The organism is Mycobacterium sp. E3251 (assembly GCF_001666835.1).
GTDB lineage: Bacteria > Actinomycetota > Actinomycetes > Mycobacteriales > Mycobacteriaceae > Mycobacterium.
Window position 1 is genome coordinate 1 of sequence record NZ_LZJF01000054.1, and the last position, 13108, is coordinate 13108.

Below are 13108 nucleotides of genomic sequence, written 5' to 3' on the forward strand. Positions count from 1 at the left end.
TACATCTTCAACGGCCGCTGGCAGTTCAGCTCGGGCACCGACCACTGCGACTGGATCATCCTGGGCGCGATGCTGGGCGACGACAAGGGCATTCCGATCATGCCGCCGCAGATGCTGCACATGATTTTGCCGCGCAAGGACTACGAGATCGTCGAGGACTCGTGGAACGTGGTGGGGCTGCGCGGAACCGGCTCCAAGGACGTCATCGTCTCCGATGCGTTCGTGCCGTCCTACCGGACGATGGACGCGACGAAGGTGATGGACGGCACCGCCCAGCGCGAGGCCGGCATGACCGAACCGCTCTATCTGATGCCGTGGTCGACGATGTTTCCGCTGGGCATCTCGGCGGCCACGATCGGCATCGCCGAAGGGGCCCTGGCCGCGCACCTCGACTACCAGCGCGAGCGCGTCGGCGCCACCGGAACCGCGATCAAGGACGACCCCTACGTCATGTTCGCCATCGGCGAGGCGGCCGCCGACATCAACGCCGCCCGCCAGGAACTGCTGGCCAACGCCGACCGCATCTACGACATGGTCGCCGCCGGCAAGGAGGTGTCGTTCGCCGACCGCGCGGCCGGTCGGCGCACCCAGATCCGCGCGGTGTGGCGCGCGGTGGCGGCGGTCGACGAGATCTTCGCCCGCTCGGGCGGCAACGCGGCCCGCATGGACAAGCCGCTGCAACGGTATTGGCGCGACGTGCATGTCGGCCAACTGCACGCCATCCACATGCCGGGCACCACCTATCACGCGTCGGCGCTGAGTTCGCTGGGTATCGAACCGCCCGAGGGCCCCCTGCGGGCCTTGATCTAGGAGAGCACGTTGACCGACCTGAAAAGCCTGGGCTACATCACCATTTCGACGAACGACATCGACCGCTGGCGCCAATTCGCCTTCGGCGTGCTGGGTTTCGCCGAGGGGAAGGGCCCCGACCCCGAGGCGCTGTACCTGCGGATGGACGAGCGCGCCGCCCGGCTCATCGTGGTGCCCGGCGAGACCGACCGGGTGCTCACGGTCGGCTGGGAGGTGCGTGACCGCCGGGCACTGCAACGGGTCAAGGCAACCCTGGACACCGCCGGGACGCCCTTCAAGCAGCTGTCGGCCGACGAGGCCGAAGCCCGCCGGGTGGAAGAGGTGATCACCTTCGACGACCCGGCCGGCACCACGCTCGAGGTGTTTCACGGTGCGGTGCTCGACCACAGCCCGGTCGTCACCCCCTTCGGCGCGAAGTTCGTGACCGGCGACCAGGGCATGGGCCACGTCGTCGTGCCCGCGATGGACCCCAACGGGCTGTTCGACTTCTACACCGAGGTGCTGGGGTTCCGTGCGCGGGGCGCGTTCCGGGTGCCGCTGCCGAAAGAGTTTGGGCCCGTTCGGGTTCGCTTTCTCGGCATCAACGAACGCCACCACAGCCTGGCCATCGTCCCGGCCGCACATCAGCGCGACCCGCGCCTGGTGCACATCATGGTGGAGGTCGACAGCCTCGACGCCGTCGGGCAGGCACTGGACCGCGTGAACGCCGAGGGCTTCCAGTTGTCCTCCACGCTGGGCCGGCACACCAACGACAAGATGGTGTCGTTCTACGTGCGCGCCCCCGGCGACTGGGACATCGAATTCGGTACCGACGGCATGCGTGTCGACGAAACCTATTACACGGCAGAGGAAATCACCGCCGACAGTTACTGGGGTCACCAGTGGATCGGTGAAATGCCCGCGGCCATGCGGTTATGACACCCGATCAGGACGTCACGCCGGTCCCGGCCGCGTCCATCACGTCGTGGGATGACGAGGCCGACGTCGTCATCGCCGGCTACGGCGTGGCCGGTGCCGCCGCGGCGGTGGAGGCGGCGCGCGCCGGCGCCGACGTCCTGGTACTGGAACGCACCGGCTCCTGGGGCGGCGCGGCGGCGATGGCCGGCGGGTTCATCTACCTCGGCGGCGGGACGCCCCTGCAAAAAGCCTGCGGCTTCGACGATTCCGTCGACAACATGGCGGCGTTCCTCAATGTCGCGATGGGGCCCGGCGCCGACGCGGACCGGATCGCCGACTACTGCGCCGGCAGCGTCGCCCACTTCGACTGGCTGGTCGGCTGCGGCGTGCCGTTCAAGGCCGAGTTCTTCTCCGAGCCCGGCTGGGAACCGATGGGCGACCAGGGCCTGATGTACAGCGGCGGCGAAAACGCCTACCCGTTCAACACAATCGCCTCCCCCGCCCCGCGCGGACACGTCCCGCAGATGCAGAACAAGAAGCAGGGCGAGGCCAGCGCCGGCTACATGCTGATGAAGCCGCTCGTCGAAACCGCCATCGCCGCCGGCGCACGCGCGCTCTACGACGTGCGGGTGCAAGGCCTCGTCGTGGGGGCCGACGGCCGCGTCGTGGGCATCCGGGCGCGCCAGTACGGCAACGACATTGCGGTCCGAGCCCGTAAGGGCGTGGTGCTCGCCACGGGCAGCTTCGCCTACAACGACGCGATGGTGGCCCGCTACGCCCCGCGAATCGCGGGCCGCCCGGCCGCCTCCATCGAGCAGCACGACGGCCAGGCCATCCGCATGGCTCAGGCATTGGGCGCCGACCTGGCGCACATGGACGCCACCGAGGTCGCGATCTTCATCGACCCACAGCAACTGGTGCGCGGCATCCTGGTCAACGGCCGCGGTCAGCGCTACGTCGCCGAGGACACCTATCCGGGCCGCATCGGCCAGCTGACGCTCTACCAACAGGACAACACCGCCTTCCTGATCATCGACGACGACGCCCAGCAGGAGGCGATGGCGTCCTGGTCGCCGAAGTTCATGCTGCGAGAGGCGACCTGGGTGGCCGACACCGTCGCCGACCTGGAACGCGAGATGGGTCTGGCGCCGGCTTCCCTGCAGGCGACCGTCGCCGCCTACAACGAGGGCGCCGCCCGCGGCGAGGACCCGCTACTGCACAAGAAGCCGGAGTGGTTGCGGCCCATCGGTTCCCCGGTCGGCGCGATCGACTTGCGCGAGAACACCGGCGGTTTCACCCTGGGCGGACTGGCCACCACGCTGGACGCCGAGGTGCTCCACGTCAGCGGTGAACCCATCCCCGGCCTGTTCGCCGCCGGCCGCTGCACCGCCGGGCTGGCCGCGTGGGGCTACGCCAGCGGCATCTCGCTCGGCGACGGCAGCTTCTACGGCCGCCGCGCGGGCCGATCCGCGGCCAAGGGCTAGCCGACCTGCACTGATCCCTACATCCCCCACCCGCCACAACTGTGGCCGGTGGCGCTTTTGGCATGTCATGTGACAGCGAGCACAAGGCTATGGTACAAACTGGGGTATCTCTAATAGAGATATCGCAGCCAGATGCAATGGAGCTTTGGAGGACTGATGTCAGCGCCCCTGGAAACAGCAACTCCCACCGCCGTCATCGACCGCGTCTCCTTGGTGCTGGACGCCTTCGAAGGACCGGGACGGCTAACGCTGGCCCAGATCGTGCGGCGCACGGGCCTGCCGCGCTCGTCGGCGCACCGGATGCTCGAGCGGTTGGTTCAGCTGCGCTGGTTACGCCGCAACGGCCGCGACTACGAGCTCGGCATGCGGCTGGTGGAGTTGGGCTCACTGGCCGTGCACCAAGACCGCCTGGTGCGCGCGGCCGCTCCCCTGCTGGGTGAATTGCACCGCGCCACTGGGCTTGTCGTTCATCTGGCGGTTCTGGACGGGCCCGATGTCGTCTACCTCGACAAGATCGGTGACCGACTGATCAATGCGATCCCCACCCGGGTCGGCGGTCGGCAGCCCGCGCACTGTACCGGGGTCGGCAAGGCGATCCTAGCCTACAGCGACCAGCAGGCCGACGTTGACCTGCAGGCGCGTAAGACCAAGTTTTCCATTTGCACCGGATCGCAACTGGCCGCTGAGTTGGCCAAGGTGCGTGCCCATGGCGTCGCCTTCGAGCGCGAGGAGTCGCTGCTGGGTTTTGGCTGCGTGGCAGCCCCCATCGGCAACCCCGGTGAAGCGATTGCCGCGGTGTCGGTATGCGCACCGATGAATCGCATGGTGTTCGATCAGCGGCTGACCACCCCGGTCCGCATGACCGCGGTGAATATCTGGCGCAACATCGAAGACGGCGCTCACCGGGTGGCGCCCACGCTGCAAACAATGCGACCGCTGCTGCCCCCGCGCCCGATGCCCCCGCGGCAGCCCGCCCTGCAGTACGCGTGAACCTCGATCCCCAGATCGCCTCGCTGATCGAGGGGTTGGACGCGGACTTTCCTCCGGTCCACACCATGACGGGCGCCCAGGCCAGGGCGGCCATCCGCGAGCGGTTCGTGCCGGCCGCCGAGCCCGAGCCGGTCGCCACAGTTCGAGACCACACGATCCCAGGCACCGACGCCGACATTCCCGTACGGATCTACCGGCCCCACGGCCATGCCGACGACGCAGGCTTGCCCATCCTGGTATACGCCCACGGCGGCGGATTCGTGTTCTGCGACCTCGACAGCCATGACGGCCTGTGCCGCAGTCTGGCCAACCTCGTTCCCGCCGTGGTGGTTTCCGTGGGGTACCGGCTGGCTCCCGAAAACCCTTGGCCCGCAGCGGCCGAGGATGTCTACACTGCCACCCGATGGGCCGCCGACCTCGCCGGCGGCGGTCCACGAGCGGTTGTGGTGGGCGGTGACAGCGCCGGTGGCAACCTGGCCGCGGTCGCGGCATTGATGGCGCGCGATCGCGGCGGCCCGGCGATTGCCGCTCAGTTGCTGCTCTACCCGATGCTCGCGGCCGGCTTCGACACCGAGTCATATCGACTGTTCGGCAAGGGTTTCTATAACCCGAAGGTCGCGCTGCAATGGTATTGGGACCAGTACGTGCCGGCACCCGCCGACCGTGACCATCCCTACGCCTCACCGCTGCGGGCGGACCTACACGGGCTACCGCCCGCGGTGATGGTCACGGCCGGGCACGATCCGCTTCGGGACGAAGCCATCGCCTACGCCGACGCGCTGCAATCGGCGGGGGTGGTCGCCGTGCGGTGTGGCTTCGAGGGAGGCATCCATGGGTTCATGACGATGCCGATGCTCGACATCGCTCACGAAGCCCGGCGGCAGGCGTGCCGCGAGTTGGCCACGCTGCTGCGGTGATTACCGTGCTGCGGGCTGGGCGGGCTGCTCCTCGATCTTGGTAGGTGGCCCGTAGCGTTGGTCGGGATCGAGCACGCAGTGGGTGCGGCCGAAAACGGTGACCATGCACTTGTTGTTGTGGTTGCATCGGCTGCGGCTGGCCGGGTCGGCAATCATCTTGTTGACCAGGTCGGGTTCCCGCAGCAGCGCCCGACCCATCGCCACGAAGTCAAATCCCTCCTCTCGTGCGGTCTCGACGTGGTCGCGGCGGGTGATGCCGCCCAGCAGGATCAGTTTGGTGTTGCGCATCACCGGCACGAATTGGCGTGCGGCTTCGAGCATGTAGAGGTCGCTGTACGGATAGCTGCCCATCACGCGCTTGCCGGCCAGCCTGATGGCAGGCCGCAGCGCGGCCGGCATGACGCGGGTGAATTCGCGCACCGGGACGTCGCCCCGGAACAGGTACATCGGCTTGAAGACCGAGGACCCTTGGGTCAGTTCGAGCGCGTCGAGAGTGCCGTCTGTGTCGAGGAGTTGCGCGGTGCGCAACGCTTCATCGATCCAGATACTGCCGGGCAGTCCGTCGTCCATATTCAGTTTGGCGATGACGGCGATCCGGCCGCCGGCCACCTCGCGGACGCGTTCTGCGATCTCCCGTGACAGGCGGGAACGGTTGTCGATGGAGCCGCCGTACTCGTCCTTGCGGCGGTTGATGAGTGGGCTCAAAAACGAGCTCGGCAGATACAGGTGTCCGAAATGCAGTTCAACTGCGTCGAATCCGGCATCGATGGCTACCTGGGTCGCCGCGCCGAACTGGTCGATGACGGTTGCTATCTCGTCGCGGGTGATCGCCCGGCAGTAGGCCAACGACGTCGGATTGACGAACCGGCTCGGCGACAGGGCGGTCACCCCGGTCAGCGCCCTGGGGGCCACCACCCCGGCATGGCCCAGCTGGGCCGAGATGGCCGCACCCGCCCCATGCACGGCATCGGTAAGTCTGCGCAGGCCGGGCAACGCTTGTGAGCTCATGACGATCTGCCCCGGGGCGCTGGCGCCCTCGGGCGCGACACAGCAGTAGGCCACAGTCGTCATGCCCACTCCCCCGTCGGCGAACGCCCGGTGAAATGCGATGAGATCATCGGTGACCAGCCCCTGGGGCGATCGGCCTTCGGAGGTCGCGGCCTTGATGATCGGGTTGCGCAAGGTGGCCGGACCGAGCTGCACGGGACTGAAGGAAGCGCTCATCCTCCCACCGTGGTGCCCAGCCGGATGGGGGGCAATGAGGTCCTCCCGATGGCCGGGACTGAACCTGTCCGGGGTCGCACACGGTCGGTACGGTCACGCCCATGGCCGACGGTCGGATTTTCGTGATCGACAGGGTGGTTACGCGGCCTGGCTGCGCACGGAAGTTCGTGGAGACCTACCTCGCCGAGTACGCGCCCGGTGCCCGCTCCCGCGGAATGACGCTGCGCGATGTCCTGGTCAGTCCGCCGATCTGGTTCACGGACCAATCCAACACTGTCACCATCACCTGGGCCCTGCCCAGCGCCCAGGCCTGGTGGGAGATGACCTGGAAGGGCCGCCCCGACTCGACGCTGGCCCGGTGGTGGGACCAGATCGAGGAACTCGTCGCCGAGCGGTCCCGCTCGGTCGCTGCGGCCGCCGACGACGTCGACGGGCTCTGCGGTGTATAACGTCACCCGCCTCCTCGACGTCGCAGACGAACACCGCGACCGGATACTCACGCTGGTGCGCGCGAGCGCGGAGGCGACTGGCGCCCGTCACCGGCTCGTCGAGCCGACGCTGCCCGGGGCCCGCAACGGCGGTGACGTCCTAGTCCACTTGAGGTTCGATTCCCCGAGTCAATGGCTCACCGCCGCAGACGATTTCACCGCGATTTTGGGCGATCCTGCGATCACCCATGTCAACGGGGTCAGCTACAGGGGCGCTCCAACGCCCAATGGTGGCCGCCCGGGCACGGTCTACCGGGCCCTGCTTTTACGGGTGCTGCCGGACACCGATGCCGACACCGTTGCGCGTTTCGAGAACGAGTTGGCCTCGATGCCGCGCTTCATACCGACGATCAGGGCATGGCAGCTCAGCCGGGTCGACGATGCGGTCGGGGCATCACGGTGGACCCACGTGTTCGAGCAAGAGTTCAGCGACGTCGATGCGCTGATGGGCCCCTACCTGATGCATCCGATCCACTGGGCGGTCGTGGACCGCTGGTTTGATCCTGAATGCCCTGATGTCATCATCCGAGACCGCGTGTGCCACAGCTTCTGTCGATGCAATCAGCCCGTCTTGACCGCGTCGCCGACCTAGTCGGTCCCGGGCCCAGTCGGTGTCGGGCAGATCTCCGTTGTCCGCCGAGGGACTCACATCCCGGCGGGCAGGATGTTCGGATTAGCGTTCGCCGGCGGCTCCAGTGGCGGCAGTTCGGTTTTTCCGTCCAGGCTGTGCACCCGCAGCCGTTGTGACCACGAGTAGTGCAAGCTAAACGCCACCAGGCCGGTGCGTTTGGCCGCCGGTAGATGACACATTGCCAGCACGGTTTCGGCCAGATACTCCACCGGCTCGGTCGGAAAGCCCTCTGGGATAAGCGAGGATGCGCCGGGGGTGCGCACAGCCGTCGACGGGCCAACGCAATTCACCGCGATGTTCGCGTCGAGCAGCTCGGCGGCCACCCCCTGGGTGAACCGGTGCAGTGCGGCCTTGCACGACGCGTAAATCACATCGCCGGAGGTCTTGTTGTAATCGCGGTACGGCCGCGCCGGTGCCACACCGGTGACCGAGCCGATGTTCACGATCCACCCGCCGCCCAGTTTGCGCATGTGCGGAACCGCGGCCTTGGTCAACACGAAGGGGGTGCGCAGATAGTGCTCGACGGTGCGGTCGAAGGTCTGCAGCGGCATGTCCTCGATGACCGAGTAGTCGGCGAAGCCGGCGTTGTTGACCAAGATGTCGATGCGGCCGGTGCGGTCGAGCACCTGGTCGACCAGGGTCTCGCGCGCCTGGGCGTCTTCGAGGTCGGCGACCACCCCGAACGCCGACCCGCCGGCATCTTCAATCAAGGCGATGGTCTCCTCGATCGTGCCGGGTAGTGTGCGATCGGACCCGGCGCGATGCGAGCGTGAGGGCGCGTGAGCGCGCGCCGTCACCGCGACGGTGGCACCCTCGGCCGCCAGCCGTTGGGCCACCGCGCGACCGATGCCGCGGCTGCTTCCCGTTACCAAAGCCGTCCTGCCGGTGAGCAACTCGTTCACCGCAGCGTAAAGTCCTGCTCGATCGGCGCTCGGTGCTGATGCCAGACGTCGACCAGTCGGTACGGGGTGGCCACCACTACCCGGCCCGAGCCGGACCGGTAGTAGGTGTGGGCGTTGGGTGTGTGGCACCATACCGTGCCGAGCATCGCCTCATCGATCGCGGCAACGTAATCCTCGTACGCCTGCTGGGTGACCTCGATCGTGGTGGCGCCGCGCAGCGCCATCAACTGCAAGCATTCGATGATGTAGTGCGCGAGCACTTCCATAGAGAAGTTCGCTCCCGCACCGTGTCCCGGGCTGTAGTTAGGTGCCGACATGATGAACAGGTTGGGAAAGCCGGGCACCGTGCCACCACGGTACGCACGGGGGTTGTCACCCCATTCGTCAGCCAGCTTCTTGCCGCCGCGTCCACGTATGTCCACGGTGGATAAGAAGTCCAAGTAGTAACCGGTCGCGTAGATGATTACATCGAGGTCGATCTGCCGGCCGTCTTGGGTGACAATGCCTTTCGGGTTGACCTCGGCCGGCTCGCTGGCCTCCACGTCGACATGGTCGCGGGTCAACGCCGCGTAGTAACCGCCCGGATCACGGATGATCCGCTTGCCGTAGGGGGCGAAGTCCGGGGTGACCTTTTTGGCCAGCTCGGTGTCTTTTCCGAAGGTGTCCTCGATGTAGCGCAGGCACATTTGCAAAAGGACGTCATTGGCCGGCGAGATCGACAGGTGATCTTTGTTCCAGTCCGGGTCTTGCAGGATGATCGGGTAGTTGTTGTCCGCGGTGGCCCAATAGGACTTGAGCCGGTGCCACTTCGCGTAGTAGGGCAGGTGCCGTCCTAGGTAACGCCGGAACGCGGGCACCTCATCGGTCAGCCGCTTACGCGGCGCCACCCAGTGTGGCTGCCGCTGGAACACCGTCAGGTGCTCGACCTGGTCGACACACGCGTCGACGATCTGTACGGCGGTGCAGCCCGCCCCGATCACGGCCACCTTTTTGTGGGTGAGATCGAGTGAAGAATCCCATAGCGCCGAATGAATGCTGTTGCCCGCGAAGGTGTCTCGACCCTTGATATCCGGCCAGCGCGGCCGGTTGAGGTAGCCCGCCGCGGCGACAACGACGCTGGCGTAGCTGATCGTGCGACGGCCCTTGGCATCGACCGCATGGAGTTGCCATTGGTTGCGTTCGTCGTCCCACCACAGCGCCTCGATCTCGGTGCCGAACCGAATGTGGTCGCGCAGCTTGTGTTTATCGGCTAGCGCCACCAAATAGTTCTGATATTCCCCACCCTGCGGGTAGTAGCTGCTCCAGTCCGGGTTCACTTCCCACGACAGCGAGTAATACGCCGACGGCGTATCCACACCGATGCCGGGGTAGGTGGTGGTCAGCCAGGTGCCGCCGACCTCGTCATTGCGGTCGAAAATCTCAAACGCGACTCCCTCAGCGGCGGCGGCCAGCGCGACGCTGATCCCGGCCAGACCGGCACCGATGATGGCGATGGTGATCGTCTCGGGGATCGGCACAGTCCGCGGCAAAGTTGGCTGCGACCGCTGGAAGCCGCCCTGTTCGAACAACAGGTCCACCTGCTCGTCGTCGACCTGCGAACCCAGCGCTACAGGTAGGAGCCTCGCGAAGAAGTCCCGGTCCACAGGGGATGTCGCATCGGCGCACCGTGGCCGTCCCAGCGCCTCGACGAGGGCGTTGACCAGCGAATCGGCCGTGTCGGGGTCTGTGACGCCGGCCTGCTCGGGCGGGTCAGCAACATAGGAGATCTTGGGCGCGTAGGTATCGATCACCGACACGTCGCCGGTGAGCTGCGCCAGCACCGCCACCAGCACACCCGGGTCCGCCTGACGCAGGTTGGCGCGCAGTTCGTCGGGATCAGGAGCGGCCGGTCCGGTGGGCGACGTCGATTCGGTAGCGGCGGTCATGCCATTGAGTCTGAAGCCGACCGTCACCCCGGGCACCGCTGTTGTCTACTCAGCGGGAGGCCAGGATCACGGAAACCATATCGGGACCTAGTGTTCGTCGCATGCAACCGGCGCACCACAACGACCGAGTGACTCGGGAACTTGACGCCGCCGTCACTCAGGCGCGCAGTCAGTCGCTCGGCGACATCCCCCGCCGGTCAGCCCGCCGGCAGCCGGAGAAGATCGCGATCATCGACGGTGATGTGGTGCTGACCTTCGCCGAGTTCGACCAGCTGGTGGATAAAGCCGCAGCCGCGCTGCGCGACAACGGCTTTGTCCCCGGCGATCGCGCGGCGCTGCTGTCCCACAACTGCTGGCAGTTCGCGGTCTTGGCATTTGCGACCGCGCGCGCGGGGGTGGTCCTGGTGCCCATCAATTTCATGCTCACCGCCGAGGAGATCGCCTATATCCTCGGTGATAGCCGGGTCCGTGGATTCATCGTCGAATCCGCCCTGACGGCGACAGCCGAAGAGGCGATGCGTCTGGGCGGGGCGGTCACGACAAAGGTTGCGCTGACGGCCAACGGGGCCATCCCTCCTGCCGGCTGGCACGACTTTGCTCAGTGGCTCACGACGACCACGGCCGCACCGAACCCTCCCATCGGCGATGAGCAACTCGTGCGGCTGATGTACACCAGTGGCACCGAATCACGGCCCAAGGCCGTGATGCACACCAGCCGCAGCCTGATGTGGCAGTACGTCAGCACCATCGTGGCCGGTGCGATGTCACCGGACGACGTCGAAATCCACTCACTGCCGCTTTACCACTGCGCGCAGTTGGACAACTTCTTGGCCACCGACCTCTATCTGGGAGCGACCAGCATTATCCTGTCGCGGCCGGACCCCGAATTGGTCCTGCGCACCATCGCGCGGTACGGGGTGACGAATTACTTTGCGCCACCGACGGTGTGGATTTCACTGTTGCGTTGCCCGATCTTCGACCACGTCGACCTGTCCAGCCTGCGCAAGGGGTACTACGGCGCCTCACCGATGCCCGCCGAGGTCCTGCACGAAATACGCCGACGGCTGCCGAATCTGAGGCTGTGGAACTTTTACGGTCAAACCGAGATGGCGCCTCTGGCCTCGGCGTTGGGGCCCGACGAGCAGGACACCCACGCCGGCGCGGCCGGACGACCGGTGGTCAACGTCGAAACCACCATCCTCGATGACCACGACTCCCCCGTAGCACCCGGCATCGTCGGTGAAATCGCGCACCGCAGCCCACATCTGATGGTCGGCTATCTGGACGACCCCGTTAAAACGGCCGAGGCCTTCCGCGGCGGCTGGTTTCATTCCGGCGACCTGGGCTACTACGACGAGCACGGGCTGTTGCACGTCGTGGACCGCAAAAAAGACATGATAAAAACCGGCGGCGAGAACGTCGCCAGCCGCGAGGTCGAAGAGATTCTGTACCGCCACAACGGGATCCAGGAGGCCGCCGTATTCGGCCTGGCGCATCCGGTCTGGGTGGAAGCCGTGGTCGCCGCGGTGATACCCCGCTACGGCGTCACCCTCACCGAAGACGACGTCCTCGTGCACTGCCGGCAGCACCTCGCCGGGTTCAAGACGCCCAAACGGGTCTTCTTCGTCGATTCACTGCCGAAAAACCCCAGCGGCAAACTACTCAAACGCGCCCTGCGGGACGCATTCACCCCCGAATTCACCAGCCAATGAAGGGACCACTCTGTCGTGTTTAAAGGCCGAATCGCGCGATTCGACGAACCCGGTAAGCCGTTCGACATCGAAACGGTGAGCCTTCCGCAGGTGGGGCCTGGTCAGATCCTGATCAAGGTGAGTCGCGCCAACATCTGCGGCTCTGACCTACACGCCTGGCACGGCACGTTCGCCACCGGCGGCCTGGGAGGTCAACTACCCACCGTGTTGGGCCATGAAATGGTCGGCGCGATCGAAGCGCTCGGCGCTGGGGTCACCACCGATTCTGATGGCGCGCCGCTGACGGCGGGCACGCGAGTGGTCTTTCCCTACTTCTTCTCGTGTCACACGTGCCGAAACTGCCTGGCGGGCAGGCGCAACGCCTGTCTGAAGCTGACGATGGCCATGCTCGGCCGCGCCGACGAGCCACCCTATTTCGTGGGCGGCTACGCCGACTACTTCCTGCTGCCCGCCGACGCGGTGGTCTACACGGTCCCCGATTCGGTATCCGATGACATCGCCGCGGGCGCCAATTGTGCTCTGTCACAGGTCATGTACGGTCTGGAGCGTGTCGACCTGCAGCTCGGCGAATCGGTGGTGGTGCAGGGTGCGGGGGCATTGGGTCTGTATGCAGTGGCGGTGGCAAAAGCGCGCGGGGCTGCCCACGTGATCGCCATCGACGGTATGGCCGAGCGCCTAGAGCTGGCGACCGCGTTCGGCGCTGACACAGTCATCCACATCAACGACGTCGCGACGGTCAAAGACCGGACCAAACTCGTGCGACAACTGACTGACGGCCAGGGCGCCGATGTCGTGGTCGAGGTGGTCGGCCACCCCTCGGCCATCGACGAAGGCCTCAAGATGCTGGGCCAGTTCGGCCGCTACGTGGAGATCGGAAACATCAACATTGGCAAGACCTTCGAATTCGATCCGTCCCGTTTTGTCTTCGGCAACAAGATGATGGTCGGGGTCTCGTTGTACGACCCCATCGTGTTGTCGCGGGCGCTGAAGTTTCTCGACCAACATCAGGCGCGGCTTCCGTTGCACCGACTCGCGGCGGCCTGTTACCCGCTCGACGACATCAACGACGCCTTCGCCGCGGCCGAGAGCAAGCGTGACGTTCGCGCGAGCATCGTGCCCTAACGACAG

12 protein-coding genes are annotated in these 13108 nt (G+C 66.3%); 9 read left to right on the top strand and 3 right to left on the bottom strand.

All coding sequences use genetic code 11. The features are described 5' to 3' along the window. The 5 genes from A5697_RS06720 to A5697_RS06740 form a co-directional block, all read left to right on the top strand. A partial coding sequence (locus tag A5697_RS06720; protein ID WP_068009041.1) for an acyl-CoA dehydrogenase family protein occupies nucleotides 1-810 on the top strand: 810 nt, incomplete at its 5' end. Between the two features lie 9 nt (nucleotides 811-819). Continuing rightward, nucleotides 820-1728, top strand: a complete 909-nt coding sequence (gene bphC / locus A5697_RS06725; protein WP_068009044.1) for a biphenyl-2,3-diol 1,2-dioxygenase — start codon at nucleotides 820-822, stop codon at nucleotides 1726-1728. Continuing rightward, nucleotides 1725-3191, top strand: coding sequence for an FAD-dependent oxidoreductase (locus A5697_RS06730; RefSeq protein ID WP_068009049.1), 1467 nt, complete (start codon nucleotides 1725-1727; stop codon nucleotides 3189-3191). The genes bphC and A5697_RS06730 overlap by 4 nt, the downstream gene beginning before the upstream one ends. A 156-nt stretch (nucleotides 3192-3347) precedes the next feature. Beyond that, nucleotides 3348-4181 (top strand): IclR family transcriptional regulator, encoded by an 834-nt coding sequence (locus tag A5697_RS06735; RefSeq protein ID WP_068009052.1) that lies wholly within the window; start codon nucleotides 3348-3350, stop codon nucleotides 4179-4181. Beyond that, nucleotides 4178-5098, top strand: coding sequence for an alpha/beta hydrolase (locus A5697_RS06740; RefSeq protein WP_068009055.1), 921 nt, complete (start codon nucleotides 4178-4180; stop codon nucleotides 5096-5098). Before A5697_RS06735 ends, A5697_RS06740 begins: the two co-directional genes overlap by 4 nt. Here the strand turns inward: A5697_RS06740 and A5697_RS06745 are convergent, their stop codons facing one another. Continuing rightward, nucleotides 5099-6322, bottom strand: a complete 1224-nt coding sequence (locus A5697_RS06745) for an NADH:flavin oxidoreductase (RefSeq protein ID WP_068009057.1) — start codon at nucleotides 6320-6322, stop codon at nucleotides 5099-5101. Between the two features lie 101 nt (nucleotides 6323-6423). Between A5697_RS06745 and A5697_RS28285 the strand changes: the two genes are divergently transcribed. Further along, nucleotides 6424-6771: a hypothetical protein gene (locus A5697_RS28285; protein ID WP_068009060.1), complete on the top strand. Its 348-nt coding sequence runs from the start codon at nucleotides 6424-6426 to the stop codon at nucleotides 6769-6771. Next, complete coding sequence (locus A5697_RS27005; protein ID WP_068009063.1) at nucleotides 6764-7402, top strand: Dabb family protein; 639 nt, start codon at nucleotides 6764-6766, stop codon at nucleotides 7400-7402. The genes A5697_RS28285 and A5697_RS27005 overlap by 8 nt, the downstream gene beginning before the upstream one ends. Before the next feature lie 53 nt (nucleotides 7403-7455). Here A5697_RS27005 and A5697_RS06760 read toward each other — a convergent pair whose 3' ends face one another. Together A5697_RS06760 and A5697_RS06765 are read right to left on the bottom strand one after the other, a co-directional pair. Then, nucleotides 7456-8343, bottom strand: a complete 888-nt coding sequence (locus tag A5697_RS06760) for an SDR family NAD(P)-dependent oxidoreductase (protein ID WP_068009065.1) — start codon at nucleotides 8341-8343, stop codon at nucleotides 7456-7458. Next, on the bottom strand, nucleotides 8340-10268 hold the full coding sequence (locus tag A5697_RS06765) for an NAD(P)/FAD-dependent oxidoreductase (protein ID WP_068009068.1): 1929 nt from the start codon (nucleotides 10266-10268) through the stop codon (nucleotides 8340-8342). The genes A5697_RS06760 and A5697_RS06765 overlap by 4 nt, the downstream gene beginning before the upstream one ends. Nucleotides 10269-10369: 101 nt before the next feature. Between A5697_RS06765 and A5697_RS06770 the strand changes: the two genes are divergently transcribed. Continuing rightward, nucleotides 10370-11980 carry an acyl-CoA synthetase gene (locus A5697_RS06770; RefSeq protein ID WP_068009072.1) on the top strand — a complete coding sequence of 537 codons (1611 nt, stop codon included), beginning with the start codon at nucleotides 10370-10372 and terminating at the stop codon, nucleotides 11978-11980. Nucleotides 11981-11995: 15 nt separating this feature from the next. Further along, nucleotides 11996-13102, top strand: coding sequence for a zinc-binding dehydrogenase (locus A5697_RS06775; RefSeq protein ID WP_068009076.1), 1107 nt, complete (start codon nucleotides 11996-11998; stop codon nucleotides 13100-13102). The last annotated feature ends 6 nt before the right edge of the window (nucleotides 13103-13108 follow it).

Excerpts from the sequence above, each read along its gene's own strand:
- A5697_RS06730 (WP_068009049.1), top strand. The coding sequence starts at position 1,725 with ATGACACCCGATCAGGACGTCACGCCGGTCCCGGCCGCGTCCATCACG.
- A5697_RS06735 (WP_068009052.1), top strand. The coding sequence starts at position 3,348 with ATGTCAGCGCCCCTGGAAACAGCAACTCCCACCGCCGTCATCGACCGC.
- A5697_RS06745 (WP_068009057.1), bottom strand. The coding sequence starts at position 6,322 with ATGAGCGCTTCCTTCAGTCCCGTGCAGCTCGGTCCGGCCACCTTGCGC.
- A5697_RS28285 (WP_068009060.1), top strand. The coding sequence starts at position 6,424 with ATGGCCGACGGTCGGATTTTCGTGATCGACAGGGTGGTTACGCGGCCT.
- A5697_RS06765 (WP_068009068.1), bottom strand. The coding sequence starts at position 10,268 with ATGACCGCCGCTACCGAATCGACGTCGCCCACCGGACCGGCCGCTCCT.
- A5697_RS06770 (WP_068009072.1), top strand. The coding sequence starts at position 10,370 with ATGCAACCGGCGCACCACAACGACCGAGTGACTCGGGAACTTGACGCC.